At 44.2% G+C, this 25,028-nt stretch carries 21 protein-coding genes, 3 tRNA genes and 1 pseudogene; 22 read left to right on the top strand and 3 right to left on the bottom strand.

Annotation, left to right across the window (positions count from 1 at the left end):
• Genes G7Y45_RS01055 through G7Y45_RS01040 form a run of 4 tightly spaced genes read left to right on the top strand, consistent with a single transcriptional unit; the run spans position 1 to position 7,128 of the window.
• The gene (locus G7Y45_RS01055) at positions 1–2,463 is read left to right on the top strand and encodes a Calx-beta domain-containing protein (RefSeq protein WP_165017070.1); all 2,463 of its coding nucleotides are present in this window, start codon (positions 1–3) and stop codon (positions 2,461–2,463) included.
• Positions 2,402–5,038: a BACON domain-containing protein gene (locus G7Y45_RS01050; RefSeq protein WP_165017073.1), complete on the top strand. Its 2,637-nt coding sequence runs from the start codon at positions 2,402–2,404 to the stop codon at positions 5,036–5,038. The genes G7Y45_RS01055 and G7Y45_RS01050 overlap by 62 nt, the downstream gene beginning before the upstream one ends.
• A 33-nt stretch (positions 5,039–5,071) precedes the next feature.
• A complete protein-coding gene (locus G7Y45_RS01045) occupies positions 5,072–6,730 on the top strand; it encodes a FimB/Mfa2 family fimbrial subunit (RefSeq protein WP_165017076.1) in 1,659 nt (552 codons plus the stop codon).
• Between the two features lie 14 nt (positions 6,731–6,744).
• The gene (locus G7Y45_RS01040; protein ID WP_005782415.1) at positions 6,745–7,128 is read left to right on the top strand and encodes a hypothetical protein; all 384 of its coding nucleotides are present in this window, start codon (positions 6,745–6,747) and stop codon (positions 7,126–7,128) included.
• A gap of 194 nt (positions 7,129–7,322) precedes the next feature.
• Here G7Y45_RS01040 and G7Y45_RS01035 read toward each other — a convergent pair whose 3' ends face one another.
• The gene (locus tag G7Y45_RS01035) at positions 7,323–9,542 is read right to left on the bottom strand and encodes a beta-N-acetylglucosaminidase (protein WP_165017079.1); all 2,220 of its coding nucleotides are present in this window, start codon (positions 9,540–9,542) and stop codon (positions 7,323–7,325) included.
• Positions 9,543–9,663: 121 nt separating this feature from the next.
• Here G7Y45_RS01035 and yaaA point away from each other — a divergent pair, with 121 nt between their 5' ends.
• The 11 genes and pseudogenes from yaaA (at position 9,664) to G7Y45_RS00980 (ending at position 19,263) form a co-directional block, all read left to right on the top strand.
• Positions 9,664–10,437 carry a peroxide stress protein YaaA gene (gene yaaA / locus G7Y45_RS01030; RefSeq protein ID WP_005811183.1) on the top strand — a complete coding sequence of 258 codons (774 nt, stop codon included), beginning with the start codon at positions 9,664–9,666 and terminating at the stop codon, positions 10,435–10,437.
• A 5-nt stretch (positions 10,438–10,442) separates the two neighbouring features.
• Complete coding sequence (locus G7Y45_RS01025) at positions 10,443–11,003, top strand: sugar O-acetyltransferase (RefSeq protein WP_032541020.1); 561 nt, start codon at positions 10,443–10,445, stop codon at positions 11,001–11,003.
• 258 nt (positions 11,004–11,261) lie between these two features.
• A pseudogene (locus G7Y45_RS20085) lies at positions 11,262–11,494 on the top strand (hypothetical protein).
• Positions 11,495–11,691: 197 nt separating this feature from the next.
• Positions 11,692–11,766: transfer RNA gene (locus tag G7Y45_RS01015), tRNA-Val, on the top strand.
• A 29-nt stretch (positions 11,767–11,795) separates the two neighbouring features.
• Positions 11,796–11,870 (top strand) — tRNA-Val (locus G7Y45_RS01010).
• Between the two features lie 50 nt (positions 11,871–11,920).
• Positions 11,921–11,995 (top strand) — tRNA-Val (locus tag G7Y45_RS01005).
• 168 nt (positions 11,996–12,163) lie between these two features.
• Positions 12,164–14,050 carry a beta-galactosidase family protein gene (locus G7Y45_RS01000; protein ID WP_165017081.1) on the top strand — a complete coding sequence of 629 codons (1,887 nt, stop codon included), beginning with the start codon at positions 12,164–12,166 and terminating at the stop codon, positions 14,048–14,050.
• Positions 14,051–14,277: 227 nt separating this feature from the next.
• Positions 14,278–15,624, top strand: a complete 1,347-nt coding sequence (purB, locus tag G7Y45_RS00995) for an adenylosuccinate lyase (protein ID WP_005821980.1) — start codon at positions 14,278–14,280, stop codon at positions 15,622–15,624.
• 81 nt (positions 15,625–15,705) lie between these two features.
• Positions 15,706–17,106: a pseudouridine synthase gene (locus tag G7Y45_RS00990; RefSeq protein WP_165017084.1), complete on the top strand. Its 1,401-nt coding sequence runs from the start codon at positions 15,706–15,708 to the stop codon at positions 17,104–17,106.
• A 107-nt stretch (positions 17,107–17,213) separates the two neighbouring features.
• Positions 17,214–18,617, top strand: a complete 1,404-nt coding sequence (gene asnS / locus G7Y45_RS00985) for an asparagine--tRNA ligase (protein WP_005782430.1) — start codon at positions 17,214–17,216, stop codon at positions 18,615–18,617.
• A gap of 157 nt (positions 18,618–18,774) precedes the next feature.
• A complete protein-coding gene (locus tag G7Y45_RS00980) occupies positions 18,775–19,263 on the top strand; it encodes a DUF4488 domain-containing protein (RefSeq protein WP_005782431.1) in 489 nt (162 codons plus the stop codon).
• Between the two features lie 82 nt (positions 19,264–19,345).
• Here the strand turns inward: G7Y45_RS00980 and G7Y45_RS00975 are convergent, their stop codons facing one another.
• Positions 19,346–19,582 (bottom strand): hypothetical protein, encoded by a 237-nt coding sequence (locus tag G7Y45_RS00975; protein WP_005811169.1) that lies wholly within the window; start codon positions 19,580–19,582, stop codon positions 19,346–19,348.
• Between the two features lie 18 nt (positions 19,583–19,600).
• Between G7Y45_RS00975 and rplM the strand changes: the two genes are divergently transcribed.
• From rplM to tsf, 4 genes are all read left to right on the top strand, one after another.
• Positions 19,601–20,062, top strand: coding sequence for a 50S ribosomal protein L13 (gene rplM / locus G7Y45_RS00970; protein WP_005782434.1), 462 nt, complete (start codon positions 19,601–19,603; stop codon positions 20,060–20,062).
• Between the two features lie 6 nt (positions 20,063–20,068).
• Positions 20,069–20,455: a 30S ribosomal protein S9 gene (gene rpsI / locus G7Y45_RS00965; RefSeq protein ID WP_005782436.1), complete on the top strand. Its 387-nt coding sequence runs from the start codon at positions 20,069–20,071 to the stop codon at positions 20,453–20,455.
• A 117-nt stretch (positions 20,456–20,572) separates the two neighbouring features.
• Positions 20,573–21,409 carry a 30S ribosomal protein S2 gene (gene rpsB / locus G7Y45_RS00960; protein WP_005782438.1) on the top strand — a complete coding sequence of 279 codons (837 nt, stop codon included), beginning with the start codon at positions 20,573–20,575 and terminating at the stop codon, positions 21,407–21,409.
• Positions 21,410–21,531: 122 nt separating this feature from the next.
• Positions 21,532–22,524 carry a translation elongation factor Ts gene (gene tsf / locus G7Y45_RS00955; RefSeq protein WP_165017087.1) on the top strand — a complete coding sequence of 331 codons (993 nt, stop codon included), beginning with the start codon at positions 21,532–21,534 and terminating at the stop codon, positions 22,522–22,524.
• Positions 22,525–22,660: 136 nt separating this feature from the next.
• Here tsf and G7Y45_RS00950 read toward each other — a convergent pair whose 3' ends face one another.
• The gene (locus tag G7Y45_RS00950; protein WP_005782442.1) at positions 22,661–23,011 is read right to left on the bottom strand and encodes a translation initiation factor; all 351 of its coding nucleotides are present in this window, start codon (positions 23,009–23,011) and stop codon (positions 22,661–22,663) included.
• 176 nt (positions 23,012–23,187) lie between these two features.
• On the opposite strand from G7Y45_RS00950, the gene G7Y45_RS00945 reads away from it, so the two are divergent.
• The 3 genes from G7Y45_RS00945 to ispF are packed head-to-tail and all read left to right on the top strand — an operon-like array spanning position 23,188 to position 24,987.
• Positions 23,188–23,850, top strand: coding sequence for a redox-sensing transcriptional repressor Rex (locus G7Y45_RS00945; RefSeq protein ID WP_005811161.1), 663 nt, complete (start codon positions 23,188–23,190; stop codon positions 23,848–23,850).
• A gap of 3 nt (positions 23,851–23,853) precedes the next feature.
• Entirely contained in the window at positions 23,854–24,468 is a 615-nt protein-coding gene (locus G7Y45_RS00940) for a fumarylacetoacetate hydrolase family protein (RefSeq protein WP_005811159.1), read from the top strand.
• Positions 24,469–24,507: 39 nt separating this feature from the next.
• On the top strand, positions 24,508–24,987 hold the full coding sequence (gene ispF, locus G7Y45_RS00935; RefSeq protein WP_005782445.1) for a 2-C-methyl-D-erythritol 2,4-cyclodiphosphate synthase: 480 nt from the start codon (positions 24,508–24,510) through the stop codon (positions 24,985–24,987).
• Positions 24,988–25,028: the final 41 nt, after the last annotated feature.

The raw sequence follows: 25,028 nt of genomic DNA, 5'->3' as shown, positions 1-25,028 counted from the left end.
ATGAAGAAGACAAGAATTCATAGAGTGTGGAGACTGTTCCTGCTGAGCGTCATAGCCTGTCTGCAGGTGAGAGCCCAATATATGCCGGTGGTTTTCGATAAGAAATATGGCGATAAGAACCAGATACAACTGGTATGCCCGTTGGCCGGTGACGAAGTGGCTATGGTAGGCAAAGAGGGACAGAAGTACAATCTGACCTGGATAGGAAGAGAAGGTGAGGTACTCTTTTCGTTACCGTTGGCCGGGTTTACTGCTGTTAATGAGCTGACAGAGTTGGAGGACAATCGTATCCTGCTTGTCGGACAATCTGCTGTGATGAATACAAAAGGCAGAAAGGATAATGTGACGCTGAGCGGACGAGCGGTCATATTAGACCGTAGTGGTCATATTGTTACCAATATTTATGCGGGAGGACAAGGAAGCGAGCTTCTGAAAGGTGCCTTGCTACGAAGCGGATCATTGATACTTTCCGGTATGGAGCCGAAAGGAGGAAGCGGTCGGCAAGGTATTCTCTTGAAAATAGATAAATCGGGTAGAGTGATTTATCAGTATAAGAACACCGGAAGTGGCTATTGTGACCAGTTTGAGGTGTTGGGCAACACGACTGAATATATCTGTGCGGCTTTCTCCGGAGACAGAGAAAAAGAACAGACGGTGGTGGTCCGGTTAGATGATAAAGGGAAACCTTATTATGTGACTGCCATTCCGGCTAAACGATTTATAGTGACAGGCCTGAACGCCAATATCAATGACGGTTCGGTGATTGTTACCGGTAATTCATCGACAGATGGAGGTATTATTTATAAGATTCGTCCGGAAGGTGATATTGTTTTTGCTAAAACACTGATACCTGCCAACCAGGGATTGGCAACGCTCAACCATCTACGGGTGGCCCGCAATGGTAATATATTAGTAGGAGGCAGTGGTAATAAAGGATATTACGCTTTATTGCGAAATGACGGAACAGCTTTGTACTCGGGTACCTCGAACGGAAATGTGAGAGGTGTGGGTATGAACCGGACTACCGGCGAATCAGTGGTAACCACTTATGACGTCAACGCACGCAGAGGAACATTTGTCCGTATATTGCCGACAGGAAAAGCTGAGTTTGACCGAACGATTGATGGTAACTTTGATAAGATTAAGGTGACTAACAACGGTGAAGTGTTGCTGCTGTCTTCGGATGAGGGCCGGGTTTGTATGTATTCTGCTACGGGTGAGAAAGAGTTTGACCGTTATGTGACGGATAATAAACCTACCATTTACCGTCAGGCCTTGACTGCATCATCCGGGGAGTTACTTTTTCTGGGTAGTGGTAGCCGTCTTGTCAAGCTCGGACATGGACTCTATGTCTCGGACGTGAAAATAACCAAGCCGGTAAACGGAACAGCTACCGCTGTGTTTACTGTGACACTGACCGGATATGCCACCACGAAAGAGGGAGCGCCTGTTCCTGTGAGTGTAGGTTATGCCACTCGCGAAGCATCGGCTACAACGGCCAATAACTTTACTCCGGTGAAGGGAAAGCTCTCTTTCACTCCCTCACGCGGAACGGCTGACCGCTATCTGGTGAAACAGGATATTGAGGTTCCGGTAAAGGCGAATGATCTGATCGAAGGTGTGAAGGACTTTGAATTGCTATTGTCGGATGTTCAGCAGAGTTATCTGGTGAAGCCTGTAGGAAAAGCGGTTATCGAAGATCAGCAGGCGGTTGTAAAGTTGGTACGTACGGAGCGCGGAGAAGAGGGATCCAAAGATATTTTATATGAACTGGGATTATTTAAGACCGACGGAACTCCTTTGACTAATGCAACGGGAGCCAATATTATAGTGGATGGCATTTATGGGGAAGGCACAGCCGATGCGCTTGATTTCGATATGGGATTGACGCCGAGAGTGATATTTGCCAATGGTTCGCAAAAGTCATCTTTTAATGTCAGAACATTGGAGGATACCCGCTATGAACTTCCTAAAACCGTGGTGGTGAATTTCAATAAAGTACATAGCCTGAGTGGTTCCAATGTCGCTTTTGATGGTGAATTGTTGAGTTGCAGCGGAATTGTTGTTGATCAGCCGGCACGCCTGGCCATAACTTCACTTGGCGACCACAGAGTAAATAATAATGTGGTGTCGGGCTTCTTCACCGTTTCGCTGTTGCGTGCTTCAGACGGAGCCTTACTGACTAATGCCACAGGTAGTGATATTATTGTTAACTGTGTGACATTGCCCGATGCTACGGCAAAAGAAGGAAAAGACTTTGTCTTTACCAATCTGCATGACCTACGCATCAGTGGAGACGGCAACCATAGTTCGGCCAATGTGAATGGAGTGGTATTGTTCAGTACGGATGCTTTGGAAAAACAGGTGAAACTGAAAATCAAATCTGTAAACCAGCCTACAGGTGCACAGCCGATCAGTGTGTCTGACGCAGAACGTATGGCAGAGTTTACGATCCGGAAATAAAATGATTCTTAGGGATAAGAGTGCCTTGCATTTCAAATGCAAGGTCTTCTTGTCTGATCAGAAGAAAATGGATGAAAAAAGAACTATGACAGGAAAAAGAATATATACAGGGTTGATGGGCTTGCTGCTTTTTCTGGCGTTTGCTTGTACGGATGACAGGGAATCGCCAGGGGGAACCAATGGTAATCCTTCATTGGTTTTCAGGATGACGAGAGCTTCTGCTGATATTATCAATAATACGCAAGTCTATCTGTTTGATGGAGATGGGGCTGCTGCCGGACAGTTCAGGCAGAAAGTGCCGGATGTGACTTACGCTGCAGACCGTCTTACCATGCCGGTTGCGGCAGGTACGTGGGATATTACGTTGGTCAGTGCCGACAGGGATATAAACAGTGAATTGGTTCAGCCTGTCCGTGGCCAGGGGCGTTCATCACTGAAAATGTGGGAAACCCGTTCCTCCGGTGGAAATTTGCCGTCTATGCCTGAGTTGCGTACGGCTTATATTACCGGACAGCAGGTTATTGCCGGTCAGGATAATGTCGCTTCCGAAACAGCATTACTTTCACGGAACGTTGCATTGGTCAAAGTCGTGATAGCTGATGCCGGAGGACTGGATATCAATGGTACCCACACCATGAAATTGAGCAACGTGCCTACGACTCTTAATTGGGAAGGAGGGTTATACCCCAATAAAAACAACCCTACTGTGAGTGCGGAACCTATGACCGGTACCTTTACTATACATAATAATACTGCAATGGCGGGTCATCAGTATAGTGATACGCTTCGGTTTATTGTGCCGGCCCATAAAGGAACTGATTATCTGAATGCGCTTCCGACAGACACGACTACCAGCCATCTTAAACTGAGTGTCGATCTGGCCAGTGAAGGAGGTACACGTTTCGAGAAGACGGATGTGGTAATTCCTCGGGTTCCACGAGTAAACGGAATTTTGTTGGTACGCATTTTCCTTGGTGGAAAGCTCGATGTCTCTACTGAGATATTGAACTGGCAAGATACACAGTTGGAAGCCGATTTGTCACAGACCCAGCTTTATACGGATAAAGCTTCCGTTGGGCTGGCATTCAAAGACACGATACATGTAAATACCAATGCCCGGGAATATACAGTGGAGAAGGCACCTGAGGCCACGTGGATTACTTCGGTGAAAAAGTTGGATGGGAATGCGGTGGAAATTACTGCTGATCTGGATAGCTATGTGGATAATCATCCGCGTACTTCGTATATTACCATTAAAGCAAATAATGTGACCAAGAAAATACCGGTTACACAAAGACCGGATAGAGGTACAATCAAAGTTAGTGAACATAAACTTATATTTTGTCCTAAAGCACATGAAAATCGCTCGGTGGAGGTTAAGAGTATTGGAGGTGACTGGATATTCTTAGGTAGTAGTCCCAAAGCGACTTCAGACATACAGAGTGGGGTGAAAGGAAATACCACAGTCAACTTTACACGTACTTCGACGATTAAGCCGGATGATTTTGATACTTGTTATGGAGATGGTCAGATTGTTGTGAAGAATAAAACAACGCTTGATACGGATACGATTTCGTTAATGAACTGCTATATCCATGTGGATGATGGGGTAATAAATGCACTTGCTCCAACAGGTTCAGCGCAGACTGCAGTTACTAATTCACAAGATGTGACTGTGTTGGGTGGTAGTAGAAATATTATTTTCGATTCATGGGAGTCCTGGATTCATAGTGATTTGAGATGGAATCCGTTAACGCAAGTGCTGACTATGACAACCGACCGTGAACCTTCCGATGAGGCTCGTGACGGATCATTAACTTTCCATCATGCCGATTGCCCGGATTATCAGGTTACGGTTAAAGTACACCAGGATATTATAGTGACAATTCCTCCTTTCGACTATTTTGTTGTTAAATTTATGTGGGATAGGTCTGATGTGGATATTGCGGTTGAATTCCAAGGTAATAATGTATCTGGTGATGGAAGTAATAATTCTTCTTATGATAAAAAGCCTGTTGGATGGAGCAAGAATCAGACTGTTAATTATAATGGCAAACTGCTGCTACAGTGGGGTGGTGATGCACGTCAAGGACAGGGAGAAACTGCATTTTTTAATGCCCCTGTATTGGAAGGCGATGTAAACTCTCCCCGAAAAATAAAATTGGATGTTTATGCAACATGGTATAGTTCAGGGATAGCACCTGCTCCTATGACTTTTGAAATGACTGCCTATAAAGGAGGAACAATGTCTAAAGGAACTGCTGAAACCGGGGATTATAATAAATATAATTATTATAATGAAGGTGGTGAAAGGTTGTATAATGATACTTATCGGGTACTTATTACTACTACCGGAGGTAATGGAACGTATGATCAAGGAGGTTATACAAAAGTTGCAACAATTGTATATGACCGTATTAAACATTCGGCATCTGTAACAGTACTTGCTGCTGCCCCTGCCAATACTCGCTCATCTCATTCGGTAAAGGTGCCGTTCCGACCGGAAGAAAAGCCCTTCTGGACTCCCGTAATCGTGAATACCTATTCCGATAATTATCAGGGGGAGAGGAAATAGATTTTAGTGTAAACAATGAAAATGCGCTATAGTATGAAAATACAATATATAATAGGTATACTGGTTGCCTTTCTGTTTGTCTCGTGTAGTCATGAGGAAGAGGAACAGAAACCCGCTTATGGGAAGATAGATGTTGCTGTTTCGGTAACCTTGCCGCAGCCGGAGTCAGTGAATGCGCTTACTCGTGCCGGTGGTCTGTGTACGGATACCGATATTAAGAACGTAGACTTGCTGATATTCGACAAAGACGCAAAGTTTATGGAGCGTGTCAAAGTAGAGAATGACAGGTTGGTTGTTACCGGAACGGGGATTAATTTCACAGTCCGTTTGGATGCTACTTCGGAACGGCGTATCATTCATCTGGTTGCAAACGGGCGGAGTGCTGATGGCTCTTCGGATCGTTTGAACTTTGGTGATATAACTCCGGGTATGGCGGAAAATGCGGCTATCTCTTCTTTGCAGACAGCCTCGCTCGAACATGTGGATGAAGGAGAGAGCACATTGTTAAACCATGTGATGCCTTTGGTCATGTGGGGACGTTTTGCCCTCAACGGAATCAATATCGTGACGAAAGCAGAGGGTGTGAAACTGTTGCGTTCCACTGCCTGTATACAAGTGAAGAAGGGTAGTGGGGGTGTAAATACCGGACTGGATGATTTTGTCATCGAAGGAATTACCGTCCATCAGGGAGCCTGTCATGGCTTCCTGGCTCCGACCGATTGCACAGGAGAAGTTAACACTCCCGTTACCGCAAATCCGGTTACCGGTGGAACCTATCTGGATTATCGTAAGGGCTGGGTTAATGGTGCGGAACCATCTTTATACATTTATGAGCGCAATTGTTCGGCTTCCGACTATATGGGAGTAGTCATTGCAGCCCGGTATAAGGGAAAAAAAGGCTATTATAAGGTAGTAATGACCGGTAACAACGGAGCTCCTCTGAACATTGTACGTAACCACCGTTATATTGTTACGGTGGTGGGCGTCAATGGTCCGGGATATGAAAATCCGGATATTGCTGTGGCTTCTGCACCTTCGAATGCTCTGAAAGTGGAGTTGACGGATGAAGACACGGATTTGCCCTGTATTGTGGCCGACGGTGAATACCGTATGGCATCGTCTAATAATGTATTCAGCCTATATGGAAAAACAGGTGTGACTACATCGGCGACGGGTGTAGATATTTGTATCGTATATTCCAGCCGTGGTGTTCAGCCGGTTCTGACCCTACCTGCCGATTGTAATTGGCTGACCAATCTGTCTGCACAGGCTTTAGGAAGTAATAAGTATAAAATAACAGGGGATTTTACCTCACCGGCCAATAGTGCCGTATCTACAACCTTGACTATGACGTGTGATAATCTGTCTCAGCCGGTTCGTGTCAGTTGGAATCCCATTATATCGGACCAGAAAGATACCGATTCGTTTGTTTTCGATTTGGTTGGTTCAACCGACCGTAACTGGACGGTCCGGGTATTGAATCCGACGTCTGCCGGCTGGCTCTTTCTGCACCCATCCGCCGCATCTCCCGGAGCATTTCCGGGAGACGGTATGGTGTCGGAACTCAGTAGCAAATATAGTTCGCATGCTTATTTGCACGTAGCTTTCGGAGCGAACAGGAGAGGGACTGTACTGATGACTTCCGCCTCCGGCGGGGAAACTGTAGCCCGTAAGATAGTAGTTATTCAATAGAACGTTGCGGTAGTATGACCCTGGAAGAGATATTGCAAATAGAAGCACAGAATGTTGATTGTATTTTCCTGTATCAGGAAGAAGGAGCATGGTATGCCTATGAACATTCTGCCTTTTATTGTTATTCTCTTCTGGGCATACTTGATATAGACTGGTTGCCCTGTCCGGACGGAACTACTTCCGGACGAAAAACAATCAGGGTGCGTGTTTCCGAACCGGATAAGTTTTTATGTACACCTCTATTGCGTCTGATGCGGAAGCGTAAAACTGAATATGTTGTTTTATGCAAAATTTCGTGTGGAGGTTTTTACTACTGGCGGGAACAGCAGCAAATGAAATTTCGTGTATTACAGGAAAGAGAAAGCTCTTGTACGAAGGTAAATGAACATGCTGAATGATTAATCTTATCCTCTGTAGCCTTGAAAAGGCAGCTTTTTCACGAGCATACTCTTTGTATGCTATCTTTAGTGATATTCATCGGTATAGCCTGTGAAGGCTGTTGATGAATTATTGTTTGTTTTGTTTGTGTGCGCCCCTTCCGTATTTTAGCGAAAATACCGGAAGGGGCTTTTTACACAGATTGAATAAGTTTTTATTTGTCCAGAGTAATGATAAAACGGCGAAGATAAACTTCTTGTTCCGTATTGCCGGTATTGCTGAAACGGACAGCTTTCACCGGAGCTTGTTTCAGGTTAAGCGTGATCCGGTTCTTTTCCTGTTTGAAGTCAGCTTCTTGCCATTCTTTGCCATCGGCTGAAACTTCAAGTCGTCCCCAGGCGCTTACATCCGGTTTGCCGAAATCTATATCCAAGCTCTTTCCCGGATAGGCTTGATCCAGTTCGATGGTCAACGTACGTCCCGCTCCCCATTTGATTACTTCGTTGGCAGGCGATACCAATATACGGTTCGTTTTGATCTGTAACGGCTGATTGCGTAGTTGCTCTACGTCACTCGTCAGTTTGTGAGGCATGTAGTCCGTTGCGGCATCCAGCTGTGTACCGTTTTGCTTGTTATAGCGTTCGGTCACCGTAGTGAATGTTTGGTCGATCAGTGGTTTGATCACTTTAGTTGCTGTTTTTACACCCGGCTGGTAAGGGTTTTGGTTATAAGTCTGGTCCACCTGGAACATCTGTTGTTGCAGTGCTTTCACATGGCGGTACTTCCGGATAAAAAGTGAGTTGTCGCCTTCCTTGTAAGCTTTGACCATAGACAATACTTCTTGTCCGGTTTCACCCAATAATTTGAATTGACGGAGCCAGGGCATCATTTCTGCAATCAAAGGTTGGTTTTCGGTGTTGGTCATCAGAATATCACCGGACTCTGTCATCTTGCCGAAGGTTGCTTTCAAGGAGTTGAGATCTGCTTCGGTATACGAGCCGTTTTTCAGATAGCTGTCGAGAAAAAGCTTAGCTACAGGCTGTAATTCAACCGATTCGTCCCGGCGGTATTTATGTCCGTTCGGACCCAGGTCAGAGTTGTGTGCGGCGAAGAATTCCAGTTCCTCCGCAGCACTCGGCAAAATGGTGCGTATGGCATCTTTCCATGTCTGTTCGCTGTCATATTTTTCCGGATTCCATGCATAACTGGCTACACTGTAAATTGCTATTTTAGATGCTTCGGCATGTTCCATCGGGTTGGTGACGAAGCCTGACATCTGATCGGCAATCTGGGTGTCGTTGCCGTAAACCGGTCCGAGCAGCAAATGGTCGCGTACGTAATCGGATACCGGAAAATTCCACCAGATATACGCCGGGCGCTTGATGCGCTTGTTGATCCAGGCAATACCATCTTTGGTTATGTCGGAAATCACACGGTCGCCCGTCCACATAATCTGGATAGAAGGGTTCAGTTTCTCACCCAAAGTAGTCAGGTAATTACCTTTCGGGTTCGACCAGCTTTTGTTATATTCGGTAGGGCACATGACCAGCGGGGTAACGTCCGGTTTGGCCTTTACAAATTTCTCGTCAATGTAGTTCAGTAGTTCAGCCTGTTTGTTCGGGTTGGTTCCTTCCCCCGAAATATCATCGAAGAATACTGCGAACGAACGTACTCCCAGATCATACATCTTCTCGAATTTAGCCAGCAGCAGATCACGGTCTTCCTGATTCCATTTGATATCTTGTCCCGGGTGAATGGCCCATACAAAGTCCACTTCGTTTTCATTGGCCACTTTTACCAACTCCTGTAACTGAAGCGCCTCTTTTTCCGGATAAGGCAAACGCCAGTTGGGGGAACTGTGATACGGGTCGTCTTTAGGACCATAGATATAGGTATTCATCTTATTTTCTCCGTAGAATTTCAACTGACGGAGACGGGCTTCGTGGCTCCATGGAGTTCCATAGAATCCTTCGACTACACCGCGGAAGCGGATGGAAGGATAGTCCTTGATTTCAACTACAGGCAATTGGTTATTGTTCAGCAGTTGTGATAGGGTTTGCAAAGCATAGAAGGTTCCCCGTTCGTCTTGTCCGGCCAATACGATTTCTTTGTCGTTGACAGCTAAATAATATCCTTCTTTCTGATTGGGAATTTGCCGGGCGAATTTACGGATAGCTTTATCCCCTTTTTCACCGATATAGATGCGAATTCCGTCCTTATCTGTCTTTTTTCCGGCAAGTAAAGCTTTCAGTGCACTGACGGCATGCGGGTTTGCTTCTGTTTCTCCGACAATCAGATAGGTATCCGGCAGACTCAGAGCCTGCGTTTCCGAAAGAATCTGTTGTGGTTGTGGTTGAATACTTGTGTTCTGGGCCGAAGCACTGACGCCCAAAAGGAGCCAGGCTCCCAGTAAGTAGAGTCGTTTAATCTTCATTTTAGGTAAAATGTTAGTTTTTCAGGTTTTAGTGACAGTACAAAAGTAAGAAAAAAAGTGTATACTCCCGTTTTTCTATTAATTTTGTTCCTTTGAAACATTGAAATAAGGAAAGAAGCCTATGCTGATACTTTTATCTTGCGCCAAAACCATGAGTGACGTTTCGAAAGTGAAAACGCCTCTCACCACATTTCCCCGCTTCCGGAAGGAGGCAGCGGAGGTCGCTTTGCAAATGTCTCAATTCTCTGTCGGAGAGTTGGAGCGCCTGTTGCGGGTAAATGCTAAGATTGCTGTTGAGAATTATAAGCGCTATCAGGACTTTCATTCCGAAGCGACTCGGGAGCTGCCTGCGCTGTTGGCTTATACCGGGATTGTTTTTAAAAGACTTTCTCCCAAAGATTTTTCGGATGAAGATTTCCGATATGCTCAGGACCATTTGAGGTTGACTTCGTTTTGCTATGGGCTGCTGCGTCCTCTCGACGTGATTCGACCTTACAGGCTCGAAGGAGATGTCCGATTGCCCGAACCCGGTACCCGAACCATGTTTGAGTATTGGAAGCCGGTTCTTACCGACTTGTTTATAGAAGATATTAAAAAAGCCGGTGGGATACTTTGTAATCTGGCGAGTGACGAGATGCGGGGACTTTTTGATTGGAAACGGGTGGAGAGAGAGGTCCGTGTGGTGACTCCTGAGTTTCACGTCTGGAAAAACGGGAAACTGGCTACAGTAGTGGTCTACACTAAAATGTCGAGGGGAGAGATGACCCGTTACATCCTGAAAAACCGGATAGAATCCGTTGACCAGTTGAAAACATTTGCTTGGGAAGGATTTGAGTTCAACGAACAGCTTTCGGATGAAAAGAAATATGTATTTACGAACGGAAAAACAGAATAATCCAAATGACTGAAATAGAAAAAATGCGTAGTGGCGAACTGGCTGATATGTCAGCACCCGAGTTGCAGGTACGGTTTGAGCATGCTAAAAAGTTATTGGCACAGATGCGGGGACTGAGTACGTATGACGATACTTACAGGGAGTTACTTGAGGAGCTGGTGCCCGACCTTCCGCCTACCTCTGTTATTTGCCCGCCTTTTCATTGTGACCATGGTGACGGCATCCGTCTGGGCGAACATGTATTTGTTAATGCCAATTGTACCTTCCTTGACGGAGCATTCATCACTATCGGAAGTCATACACTGATAGGTCCGTGTGTGCAAATCTATACTCCACATCATCCGATGGACTATCTGGAACGCCGTAATCCCAAGGAATATGCTTATCCGGTTACTATTGGTGAAGATTGCTGGATTGGGGGCGGAGCGGTCATTTGCCCTGGGGTGACGATAGGTGACCGTTGCGTGATTGGAGCCGGTAGCGTGGTTACAAAAGATATACCGGATGATTGTGTGGCGGTAGGCAATCCCGCACGTGTTATTCGGCGGCAGGCATCGGACGGATAACCTAAGTTAGGTTCTTCTTCAAAATTTGGTGGTAAGTTTTCTTTTACTCATGGAAATCTAATTCAGTTTTCGGAAGTGTAAGCCCTCGTTTATAGTTGATAAAAAAGCAAGTATTCCGGCTTTCCTCCGAAGAGTCCATCCGTGAGATGAAAAAGCGAATTTTAGAATAAACCATCTGAAAATCAATATCTTTAAAAAGTAAGATTTCTATCCTCAAAAACTTTGTTTTAACACAGAGTTAAAGCTTGTTCTTTGGATATGAATAACAAGTTCTTTTAAATGCAAAAGACTTATTATTTGCGCATAAGAACCTGACAACCTGCAAAAGGCGTTAACAATGTTAATTGAAGAAAGGTATAAGGATGAAGATATCGGTCCGGACGGCGTAAATTCACTTCCGAGACTTGAGCAATCTTACTTCAGCCGGTGTCTGTTTTTTCCTATTAAAGCAAGCAAAAAGGACAATTATCAACTTGAAAATAAAGAAATAAAGAATTTACCACCTAATTTGAAGAAGAATCCTATAGTTACTGAGAAAACAAACGAAGTAAAACAAAATGGATTCTATTGTTTGAAAAACAGAGACTTACTGATGATGTTGGAAACTTTTTGAAAAAAAAGATCGTAAATAATTTGTAGATTTCGAGAAAAGCGATACCTTTGCATCGCTTTTAAAAGGAAAGTGTACGGGCGTTTAGCTCAGCTGGTTCAGAGCATCTGCCTTACAAGCAGAGGGTCGGCGGTTCGAATCCGTCAACGCCCACAGCCGAACACTTTCGAAGAAGAATATATGGGCGTTTAGCTCAGCTGGTTCAGAGCATCTGCCTTACAAGCAGAGGGTCGGCGGTTCGAATCCGTCAACGCCCACATTGAAAAGAGATTCAATTTTGCTATATATTCTTTGAGAAAGATACATCGGGCGTTTAGCTCAGCTGGTTCAGAGCATCTGCCTTACAAGCAGAGGGTCGGCGGTTCGAATCCGTCAACGCCCACAATATAGAGTCCTTGCAGAATATTTCTGTGAGGACTTTCTTTTTTATGGCTGATCTGGTTGCGGTGTATTAATTCAAGTTATTTTTTATAAGAAAACGACGGGAAAGTTGGTGAAAAAGTGATTTATTTCTTTACTTTGCTTCATCAACAAACCTATTAATGCTACCATGCGAACAAAATCTATTTATTTACTTTTGCTATTGGCTATCATGCCATTATGTGCATTCTCGCAGTCAAGGTCTGCGTTTGAAATCAAAGACGGACATTTCTATCGTAATGGAAAAGTGACACCTGTTCTTTCTGGTGAAATGCACTATGCCCGTATCCCTCATCAATATTGGCGTCATCGTTTACAGATGATGAAAGGTATGGGGTTGAATACGGTTGCGACTTATGTTTTCTGGAATCTTCATGAACCGGAGCCGGGGAAGTGGGATTTTACCGGTGATAAGAATTTGGCCGAGTTTATAAAAACAGCCGGTGAAGAGGGAATGATGGTTATTTTACGCCCCGGTCCTTATGTTTGTGCCGAGTGGGAATTTGGCGGCTATCCCTGGTGGCTGCAGAATGTGAAAGGAATGGAAATCAGGAGAGATAATCCGGAGTTTCTGAAATATACAAAGGCGTATATTGACCGGCTTTATAAGGAAGTGGGCGATTTGCAGTGCACAAAAGGTGGCCCGATCGTGATGGTGCAGTGTGAGAACGAGTTTGGTTCGTACGTTGCCCAACGAAAAGATATACCTTTGGAAGAGCATCGTGCTTATAATGCCAAAATTAAACAGCAATTGGCTGATGCAGGATTTAATGTACCCTTGTTTACCTCTGATGGCAGCTGGCTTTTCGAAGGCGGAGCTACACCGGGTGCCTTGCCTACAGCGAATGGCGAAAGTGATATTGAGAACTTGAAAAAGGTGGTTAATCAATATCATGATGGTAAGGGACCGTATATGGTTGCTGAGTTCTATCCGGGTTGGTTGTCGCATTGGGCGGAACCGTTTCCACAGGTGGGTGCTTCCGGAATTGCTCGTCAGACCGAGAAATATCTGCAGAATGACGTATCTTTCAATTTCTATATGGTGCATGGAGGAACTAATTTCGGCTTTACAAGTGGTGCTAATTATGATAAGAAACGTGATATTCAGCCGGATTTGACCAGTTATGATTATGATGCTCCTATCAGTGAAGCTGGTTGGGTGACTCCGAAGTATGATTCAATCCGTAACGTGATCAGAAAATACGTTAAATACACGGTCCCCGAGGCTCCGGCTCCAAATCCGGTTATTGAGATCCCCTCTATCAAATTGACCAAAGTTGCTGATGTATTGGCATTCGCCGAAAAGCAAAAGCCGGTGTCGGCCGATACTCCTTTGACTTTTGAGCAGTTGAATCAAGGGTATGGATATGTGTTATATACCCGTCATTTTAATCAACCTATCAGTGGAACGCTTGAGATACCGGGACTGCGTGACTATGCGGTTGTGTATGTGGATGGAGAGCAGGTAGGTGTGTTGAACCGGAATACCAAGACTTATTCAATGGAGATTGAGGTGCCGTTTAACGCTACTTTGCAGATACTGGTTGAAAATATGGGACGTATTAATTATGGTAGTGAAATTGTGCATAATACCAAGGGTATCATTAGTCCGGTCAAGATAGCGGGTAAGGAAATTACAGGTGAGTGGGATATGTATCAGTTGCCGATGAGCGAAATGCCCGACCTGGCAAAACTGAAAGCTGATGCACATGCGAATGTGCCTGCTGAGGCCGCAAAACTGAAAGGTTGTCCGGTGCTTTATGAAGGGACCTTTACGTTGGATAACGTCGGAGATACATTTATCGATATGGAAAATTGGGGAAAAGGTATCATCTTTGTAAATGGTGTCAACATCGGGCGCTATTGGAAGGTGGGACCGCAGCAAACCCTTTATATCCCGGGAGTATGGTTGAAGAAAGGAACAAATAAGATTGTTATTTTTGAACAATTGAATGAAGTTCCTCAGGCCGAGGTGAAGACGGTGAAGACACCGGTGCTGATGAAACTGAATAATTGATGATGAATGATTGACGGACTGTGATCGACACGGAATAATAAGTGATCAGCGATAAATGAGGAACGGTGAACTGCTTGCGGCAATATTATAATGCGGGCTGTTCACCGTTTGTCATAGATCACTCATCGTTATTTTAGTCTCTTTTATACAAACTTTCTCACTCCTTATGCCTTATAACTCAGGAAAAAGAGTTAATTTTGCAACCTGATAATTATCTAAACGACAATATGAAACTTGATTTACTTACGGCCATATCTCCGATTGACGGCCGATATAGAGGCAAGGCTGAAGCTTTAGCGGCATATTTTTCCGAATATGCGTTGATTAAATACCGCGTGCAGGTAGAAGTAGAGTATTTTATTACTTTGTGTGAACTTCCGTTGCCGCAACTGAAAGGAATTGATAAGAGTGTGTTCGAGTCATTACGCAATATCTATCGTAATTTTACGGAAGCCGATGCACAGCGCATTAAAGATATTGAAAGTGTGACTAATCACGATGTAAAGGCCGTAGAGTATTTCCTGAAAGAAGAGTTTGATAAGTTAGGCGGGTTGGACAAATACAAGGAATTTATCCATTTCGGACTGACCTCGCAGGATATTAACAACACTTCAATTCCTCTCTCTATCAAAGAGGCGTTGGAGCAGGTTTATTATCCGCTGATTGAGGAACTGATTGCTCAGTTGAAGACATATGCTGCCGAATGGGAAACTATTCCGATGCTTGCCAAAACTCACGGTCAGCCGGCATCTCCGACACGCTTGGGTAAAGAAGTCATGGTTTTTGTTTACCGGCTGGAACGCCAGTTGGCAACTCTGAAGGCATGTCCTGTAACAGCCAAGTTCGGTGGTGCAACCGGAAATTATAATGCACACCATGTAGCTTATCCCGAATATGATTGGAAAGCATTCGGAAATCGCTTTGTTGCAGAGAAACTGGGATTGGAACGCGAAGAATATACAACACAGATTTCAAATTATGATAACCTGTCGGCTATCTTCGATGCCATGAAACGCATTAATACGGTGATGATTGATATGAACCGTGACTTCTGGCAATATATCTCAATGGAATATTTCAAGCAGAAAATCAAGGCCGGAGAGGTAGGATCGAGCGCAATGCCGCATAAGGTGAATCCGATTGACTTTGAAAATGCGGAGGGTAACTTGGGTATGGCTAATGCTATTCTGGAACACCTCGCAGTGAAACTTCCCGTATCACGTTTGCAGCGTGACTTGACGGATTCTACCGTATTGCGTAATGTAGGTACTCCGTTCGGACATATTGTGATCGCTATCCAGAGTTCGTTGAAGGGATTGCGCAAACTGTTGCTGAACGAGACCGCAATCTGCCGTGATCTCGATAACTGTTGGAGTGTAGTGGCTGAGGCTATTCAGACTATTCTTCGTCGTGAGGCTTACCCGCATCCGTACGAAGCCCTGAAGGCATTGACTCGTACCAATCAGGCTATCACAGAAGCTTCGATCAAGGAGTTTATCGAAGGACTGGATGTCAGTGAAGAAATAAAAAAAGAATTAAGAGTAATCACTCCCCATTCGTATACGGGAATTTAAGGGTGATTATTGTTATATATAATATAAGTGTTTGAAATCAGGCCGTGAGGCCAAAAGTTTAATTTTTATTCGAATAAGAAAATGAGCACAGAAAACGAAGAATGGCGCGAAGACTCCAAGAGCGAGAATACAGACGCCGGCCGTGATGGTAACAGAAGTTATAACAGAGAAGGTGGATACAATCGTCCTTCATACAATCGTGAAGGTGGCGACCGTCCTTATCGTCCGAGATTTAATAGTAATAGTGAAGATCGTCCGCAGCGTTCTTATGGCGACCGTCCCCAACGTCCTTCATACAACCGTGAAGGTGGCGACCGTCCTTACCGCCCGCGCTTTAACAGCGAAGGTAGTGACCGTCCGCAGCGTTCTTATGGCGACCGCCCTCAACGTCCTTCATACAACCGTGAAGGTGGCGACCGTCCTTATCGCCCGCGCTTTAACAGCGAAGGTGGTGACCGTCCGCAGCGTTCTTATGGCGACCGTCCGCAACGTCCTTCATACAACCGTGAAGGTGGCGACCGTCCTTACCGTCCGCGCTTTAACAGCGAAGGTGGCGACCGTCCGCAGCGTTCTTATGGAGACCGTCCGCAACGTCCTTCATACAATCGTGAAGGTGGCGACCGTCCTTATCGTCCGAGATTCAATAACGATAACAGATCGCAAGGGTTCTCACGTCCGGTGCGCCGTACGGGAGATTACGATCCGAATGCCAAATACAGTAAGAAGAAACAGATTGAATACAAAGAACAGTTTGTTGATCCGAATGAGCCGATTCGTCTGAATAAGTTTCTGGCCAATGCGGGAGTTTGCTCTCGTCGTGAAGCAGATGAGTTTATCACAGCAGGTGTGGTTTCTGTTAATGGCGAAGTCGTTACAGAATTGGGTACAAAGATCAAGCGTGCCGATGTGGTGAAGTTCCATGACGAAACAGTCAGTATTGAACGCAAAGTGTATGTGTTGCTGAATAAACCGAAAGATTGTGTGACTACTTCGGATGATCCTCAGGCTCGTCTGACTGTTATGGATCTGGTGAAAGGAGCTTGTGCTGAACGTATTTACCCGGTAGGACGTCTGGACCGTAACACAACAGGTGTATTGCTGCTGACCAATGACGGTGATTTGGCATCGAAGTTGACACATCCGAAATACCTGAAGAAGAAGATTTATCATGTATATCTGGACAAGAACCTGACAAAGGCGGATATGGATCAGATTGCAGCCGGTATCCAGTTGGAAGACGGCGAGATTCATGCAGATGCTATCAGTTATTCAGATGAAGTGAAACGCGATCAGGTGGGTATCGAGATCCACTCGGGAAAGAACCGTATTGTACGCCGTATATTTGAATCATTAGGCTACAAGGTGGTGAAACTCGACCGTGTATTCTTTGCCGGACTGACTAAGAAAGGATTGCGTCGCGGTGAGTGGCGTTACCTTACGGAACAGGAAGTAAACTTCCTCCGGATGGGATCTTTTGAATAATAAAGGAATTTAAAAGATGGTAGTCGGAAGCCGATAGTCTGGTGTTTGTTGTTTTCCAGCTACTGGCTTCTGACTACTATATATAATAATGTATATAAAATAGTTTTATGGAAAAGATTAGTAGAACAAAAATTGTCGACCTGATAAAGCGTGAAGATTTTGGCGCTATGGTCAATGTGAAAGGATGGGTTCGCACCCGCAGAGGTAGCAAACAAGTTAACTTTATCGCACTGAATGACGGTTCTACAATAAATAATGTGCAGGTCGTAGTCGATCTGGCAAACTTTAATGAAGAGATGCTGAAGCAAATCACTACCGGCGCTTGTCTGAGCGTGAACGGTGTATTGACGGAGTCGGTAGGTTCCGGTCAGAAGGCTGAAGTGCAAGCTCGTGAGATTGAAGTGCTGGGTGCTTGTGACAATACATATCCGCTACAGAAGAAAGGTCACTCAATGGAGTTCTTGCGTGAGATTGCTCATTTGCGTCCACGTACCAATACTTTTGGAGCAGTATTCCGTATTCGTCATAATATGGCTATTGCCATCCATAAATTCTTTCATGAAAAGGGATTCTTCTATTTTCATACCCCCATCATTACGGGATCTGACTGTGAAGGTGCAGGACAGATGTTCCAAGTGACTACCATGAACTTGTATGACCTGAAAAAAGATGAAAACGGCTCTATCATATACGATGACGACTTCTTTGGCAAACAGGCCAGCTTGACTGTTTCTGGTCAGCTTGAAGGCGAATTGGCTGCCACTGCTCTCGGAGCCATCTATACGTTCGGTCCTACTTTCCGTGCAGAAAATTCTAACACTCCGCGCCATTTGGCCGAGTTCTGGATGATCGAACCGGAAGTGGCTTTCAATGAAATTCAGGAGAATATGGATTTAGCTGAAGAGTTCATTAAATATTGTGTGAAGTGGGCTTTGGATAACTGTGCCGACGATGTGAAGTTCCTGAACGATATGTTCGATAAGGGGCTGATAGAACGTCTGGAAGGTGTACTGAAAGAAGACTTTGTGCGTTTGCCATATACGGAAGGTATCAAGATCCTGGAAGAAGCTGTTGCCAAAGGACATAAGTTTGAGTTCCCGGTTTATTGGGGAGTTGACCTGGCTTCTGAACATGAACGTTATCTGGTGGAAGACCACTTTAAACGTCCGGTGATCTTGACCGACTATCCAAAGGAAATAAAGGCATTCTATATGAAACAGAATGAAGACGGCAAAACTGTACGCGCCATGGATGTGCTTTTCCCGAAGATCGGGGAGATTATCGGTGGTTCGGAGCGTGAGTCGGATTACAATAAGTTGATGACACGTATCGAAGAGATGCATATTCCGATGAAGGATATGTGGTGGTATCTGGATACCCGTAAGTTCGGTACTTGTCCGCACTCCGGATTCGGACTGGGATTTGAGCGCTTATTGCTCTTTGTAACCGGGATGTCTAATATCCGTGATGTAATTCCATTCCCGCGTACTCCGCGTAATGCCGATTTTTGATGAATCATACCTGAATATTCATACAAATGATAAGAAACTCGCATATTCTTTTGATTATGCGAGTTTTTTTATGTCTTAAGATTGCTTATTTTATAAAAGAAATCTTTATATTTGTGACAGACAGACGAATTAAAGTGTTAACTAAAATCGTACAGATATGAAAAAACTTTATTTTTTTACCATGCTGGCGGCAATGCTGTTTGCGGTAACGAATGTGATGGCACAAAAAGGTAACTTTAAACCTGCTAATCTGAAAGGAATCTGGCAATTGTGCCATTATGTTTCAGAGAGTCCGGATGCTCCGGGAGTGCTTAAACCGAGTAACACTTTCAAAGTGCTGAGTGATGATGGAAGAATTGTGAACTTTACGATTCGTCCGGGATCGGATGCTATTATAACCGGCTATGGCAACTATGAACAGTTGTCAGACCATACTTATGCTGAAAGTATTGAAAAGAATATTCATTTGCCGATGCTCGATAATCAGGATAACGTTCTTACTTTTGAACTTATCGATGATAAAATCTTGCATCTTAAATACTTTATAGAGAAGGACCTGAATGGCAATGAATTGAACTGCTGGTATAATGAAACCTGGAAACGCATTGAGATGCCTGATAAATTCCCGGATGATATTGTAAGATAATTCAGATTATAACAACGGATTTACGGACTGCAGGTAGCAAGCTGCCGATTATGCCTTGTGGCGTTGATTGAGTGGTGAATTGTTACTTGCAGTCTCTTTTTTTGTCTGCCGGCTGCTGTTCATAGTCGATAGCTTGGTGCTCGTTATCAATCGGATAAATCCAAAAAAAGGCAGAAATAGTTTGCCAATTCAAAGAAAAGCCGTACTTTTGCAAGCCGATTATTATCTCAAAAGGATAAGAGATTAATTCATAGCAAGTTAATCTTCCTTTGTCCGGGGAAGGTTGATAAGTGGTGAAGAAAATTTTTAGTAGTAACATTTAAAAAACAAATTAAGAGTGGATACTTTAAGTTACAAGACCATTTCTGCAAACAAGGCAACTGTAACCAAAGAATGGGTTATCGTTGATGCTACAGACCAAACATTAGGTCGTCTGGGAGCAAAAGTTGCGAAACTGTTGAGAGGAAAGTATAAACCAAACTTTACTCCTCATGTAGACTGCGGTGATAACGTTATTATCATCAATGCAGACAAAGTAAAATTAAGTGGTAATAAATGGAATGACAGAGTTTATTTGTCTTACACTGGCTATCCCGGTGGTCAGAGAGAAATGACTCCTGCTCGTTTGATTGCCAAACCTAACGGTGAAGACAGATTACTGAGAAAAGTAGTGAAGGGCATGCTTCCTAAAAACAGATTGGGAGCTAAGTTGCTGAGCAATATGTATGTATACGCTGGTAGCGAACACAAGCACGACGCTCAGAACCCGAAAGCAATTGATATAAACTCACTTAAATAAGATATAATGGAAGTAGTAAATGCATTAGGCAGACGTAAACGTGCGATTGCACGCGTATTCGTAAGCGAAGGTACAGGAAAGATTACTATTAACAAGAGAGACCTTGCAGAGTACTTTCCATCAACTATTCTTCAGTATGTTGTTAAACAACCATTGAACAAACTTGGTGTTGCTGAGAAGTATGACATTAAGGTTAATCTGTGTGGTGGTGGTTTCACTGGTCAGTCTCAGGCTTTGCGTTTAGCTATTGCCCGTGCGCTGGTTAAGATCAACGCTGAAGATAAGTCAGCTCTTCGTTCGGAAGGCTTCATGACACGTGATCCGCGTTCTGTTGAACGTAAGAAACCGGGTCAGCCGAAAGCTCGTAGAAGATTCCAGTTCAGCAAGCGTTAATGGGCTGTCTGACGGAATATGTTTAGTATCTAAACTACCGGGACTCTTAAACAGGCTACCCGGCGGTTGGTTTAGAAAAAACAAAAAAGAAAGTAAACGATTTAAAGAAAAAACAAGATGTCAAGAACAAATTTTGATACATTACTGGAAGCCGGTTGCCACTTCGGACACCTTAAAAGAAAGTGGAACCCTGCAATGGCTCCTTATATTTTCATGGAACGCAATGGTATCCATATCATTGACCTCCACAAAACTGTTGCAAAAGTTGACGAAGCTGCAGAAGCTTTGAAACAGATTGCAAAATCAGGCAAGAAAGTCCTTTTTGTTGCTACTAAAAAACAAGCTAAACAGGTGGTTGCTGAAAAAGCTGCATCTGTAAACATGCCTTATGTTATCGAACGTTGGCCGGGTGGTATGTTGACTAACTTCCCTACTATCCGTAAGGCAGTGAAGAAGATGACTACAATTGACAAGCTGACAGCTGATGGTACTTACTCAAATTTGTCTAAGAGAGAAGTTCTTCAGATTTCTCGTCAGCGTGCTAAGTTGGACAAGACTTTGGGTTCTATCGCTGACCTGACTCGTCTGCCGTCTGCGCTGTTCGTTATCGACGTAATGAAAGAAAATATCGCTGTTCGCGAAGCTAACCGTTTGGGCATCCCTGTATTTGGTATCGTTGATACTAACTCAGATCCTACAAACATCGACTTCGTTATTCCGGCAAATGATGACGCTACTAAATCAGTAGAAGTTATTCTCGATGCTTGCTGCGCTGCAATGATCGAAGGTCTGGAAGAAAGAAAAGCTGAGAAGATCGATATGGAAGCTGCCGGTGAAGCTCCTGCTAACAAAGGCAAGAAGAAATCAGCTAAGGCAAGACTCGATAAATCTGACGAAGAAGCAATCAATGCAGCTAAAGCTGCTGCTTTCCTGAAGGAAGACGAAGAGGCTTAATATAATAATGTGCCAATTTGCTAATGTGCCGGTGCACCTGTAAGGGTGTTGGCATTTTGATTGGCAGATTGGCACATTTTGTTTATTCAAACGATTATTCATTTTAAAATATAAAAGATATTATGGCTGTAACAATGGCTGATATAACCAAGCTCCGTAAAATGACCGGTGCTGGTATGATGGACTGCAAGAACGCGTTGACTGAAGCTGAGGGCGATTTCGACAAAGCAATGAAGATTATTCGCGAAAAAGGACAGGCAGTTGCTGCAAAACGTTCTGACCGTGAAGCTTCTGAAGGTTGTGTTCTGGTAAAAGTTGAAAATGGCTTTGGTGCTATCATCGCTTTGAAGTGCGAAACCGACTTCGTTGCTCAGAATGCTGATTTCGTGAAACTTACTCAGGATATTCTGGACGCTGCTGTAGCTAACAAGTGCAAAACTCTGGAAGAAGTTTTGGCTCTTCCGATGGGTGACGCTACTGTTGTTCAGGCTGTAACAGACAGAAGCGGTATTACCGGTGAAAAGATGGAACTGGATGGCTACATGGTTTTGGAAGGTGCTACAATTTCTGCTTACAACCATATGAACAGAAACGGCCTTTGCACTATGGTTGCTTTCAATAAGAATGTTGACGAACAGCTGGCTAAGCAAGTGGCTATGCAGGTTGCCGCTATGAATCCGATTGCAGTTGACGAGGATGGTGTTTCTGAAGAAGTGAAGCAGAAGGAAATCGAAGTTGCCATTGAGAAGACAAAAGTTGAACAGGTACAGAAGGCTGTAGAAGCTGCTTTGAAGAAAGCTAATATCAATCCGACTCATGTGGACAGCGAAGACCACATGGAAAGCAATATGGCTAAAGGCTGGATTACAGCCGAAGATGTTGCGAAGGCAAAAGAAATCATTGCTACTGTTTCTGCTGAAAAGGCTGCAAATATGCCTGAACAAATGATTCAGAACATTGCTAAAGGACGTTTGGGCAAGTTCTTAAAGGAAGTTTGCTTGCTGAACCAGGAAGATATCATGGATGCCAAGAAGACAGTAAGAGAAGTGTTGAAAGAAGCTGATCCTGAATTGAAGGTCGTTGACTTCAAACGTTTCACTTTGAGAGCTGAATAATCTCAAGGAATCAAGTATATAGAAACGGCCGCACAGAAACTCTGTAGCGGCCGTTTTTTTGTAGCTGTCCATAATGTTGCGGTTCTCTGTTTATACAGAATCCGGGACAGTGCTTTTGTACATAAAGTGAATGGATTTATCCTCCTACTGCTTTTGTTTTCGTATACCCTTCTTTCTTCAGCAGTTCTACTATTTTTTGTTTGAAGTCTCCCTGTATGATCATCTCTCCGTCTTTGGCCGATCCGCCTACTCCGCATTTCGTCTTGAGGAGTTTTCCCAAATCTTTCAGATCGTTCTCGGTGCCGACAAAGCCGGTAATCAGGGTCACGACTTTACCGCCCCGGTTCTTCCGGTCCAACTGTACCCGTAAGTTCTGTTGTGGCGGTTCCAGGGTTACTTGCTCTTCGTCATCATCCATTTCGTAATTATAATCCGGGTTAGTGGAGTAAACCACGTTCAGCCGGTCTTTCCAATCGCTGTTCTTCATTTTTCCAGTCTATTAATTAAGCTCAAAAATAATATATTGTTCCGAACCTTGCAAACTCTTAAGTGTCCCCGGGCGTTTTTGTATGTAGAAATTATGTTAAGCTTCTATGACATCCTTATGGCATTTCGGAAAAAATAGTGTAATTTTGTCAATCGCTAATGTAAAAGCAGAATGAAGTGACTATGAATAATCAGATACAGCATAAAGACAGTACAAAGGTTCCGGAGCCTACTTTACGTAGGTTGCCTTGGTATCTTTCGAATGTAAAGTTGCTGAAGCAGAAAGGCGAACGCTATGTCTCTTCCACTCAGATATCTAAAGAAATAAACATCGATGCTTCACAGATTGCGAAAGATTTGTCGTATGTTAATATTTCCGGCCGTACTCGTGTGGGTTATGAGGTAGATGCGCTGATTGCTGTTCTGGAAGATTTTCTTGGCTTTACGAATATGCACAAGGCTTTCCTTTTCGGTGTGGGTAGTCTGGGAGGAGCGTTGCTACGTGACTCCGGTCTTAGCCATTTCGGTCTGGAGATTGTGGCAGCTTTTGATGTGAACCCGACATTGGTAGGTACTACGCTTAATGGCATTCCGATTTTCCATTCCGATGATTTTCTGGAGAAGATGAAAGAGTATGGTGTACACATCGGTGTGCTGACTGTGCCCATCGAGATTGCCCAATGCATTACGGATACGATGGTAGCCGGTGGTATTAAAGCCGTCTGGAATTTTACTCCCTTCCGTATTCGCGTCCCGGAAGATATTGTGGTGCAGAATACGTCACTTTATGCCCATCTTGCTGTCATGTTTAACCGTTTGAACTTTAATGAAACAGAATAGATCATGAAGATTATAGCTGTTGGAATGAATTATGCCCGGCACAACGAAGAGCTGGGACATACGTTGGAGAATAAAGAGCCGGTAATCTTCATGAAACCCGATTCGGCTATCCTCAAAGACGGAAAGCCTTTCTTTATTCCCGATTTCTCAAATGAAGTGCATTATGAAACCGAGCTGGTGGTACGTATCAACCGCTTGGGGAAGAATATTGCTCCGCGCTTCGCTCATCGTTACTACGATGCACTAACGGTCGGTATCGACTTCACTGCGAGGGATTTGCAGCGTCAGTTCCGTGCAGCCGGCAATCCTTGGGAGTTGTGCAAAGGTTTTGATAGTTCCGCTGCGATTGGTACATTTGTACCGGTAGAACGCTTTGCCGATGTGCAGAATCTCCGTTTTCATCTGGATATAGACGGAAACACCGTGCAGCAGGGGGATACGGCTGATATGCTGTTTAAGATAGATGATATTATTGCTTATGTCAGTCGTTTTGTGACCCTGAAAATCGGCGATTTGCTCTTTACCGGGACTCCTGTGGGAGTGGGTCCGGTCAGTATCGGCCAGCACTTGGAGGGGTATCTTGAAGCAGAGAAGTTGCTCGATTTCTATATCCGGTAAATCCGGGAATTCCTTTATTCATCTATAAAAATAACTCTTATGAAAATAAAAGTAGGTTTTGGTTTCGACGTCCACCAGTTGGTAGAAGGGCGTGAACTTTGGTTGGGGGGCATTCTTTTGGAACATGAAAAAGGGTTGTTAGGACACTCGGATGCCGATGTACTGGTACATGCTATTTGCGATGCCTTGCTGGGTGCTGCCAATATGCGCGATATCGGCTATCACTTCCCCGACAATGCCGGTGAGTATAAGAATATAGACAGCAAGATTTTATTGAAGAAAACAGTGGAACTGATCGCCACCAAGGGGTACCAAATAGGTAATATCGACGCAACGATCTGTGCGGAGCGTCCTAAACTAAAAGCCCATATCCCTTCTATGCAGCAGGTGCTTGCCGAAGTGATGGGCATTGATGCGGATGATATCTCGATTAAAGCCACTACTACCGAGAAGCTCGGTTTTACCGGGCGGGAAGAAGGCATCTCCGCTTATGCAACCGTGCTGATCAATCGCGTGTGATTAAATTCAACTCCTAAACGTAATATAGTATGAAAAAGATT

The sequence above is a fragment of the Bacteroides sp. ZJ-18 genome, from assembly GCF_011038705.2.
Classification (GTDB): Bacteria; Bacteroidota; Bacteroidia; order Bacteroidales; family Bacteroidaceae; genus Bacteroides; species Bacteroides hominis.
The sequence above is the reverse complement of the archived record's forward strand: the minus strand, read 5'-3'. Positions and strand labels throughout refer to the sequence as shown.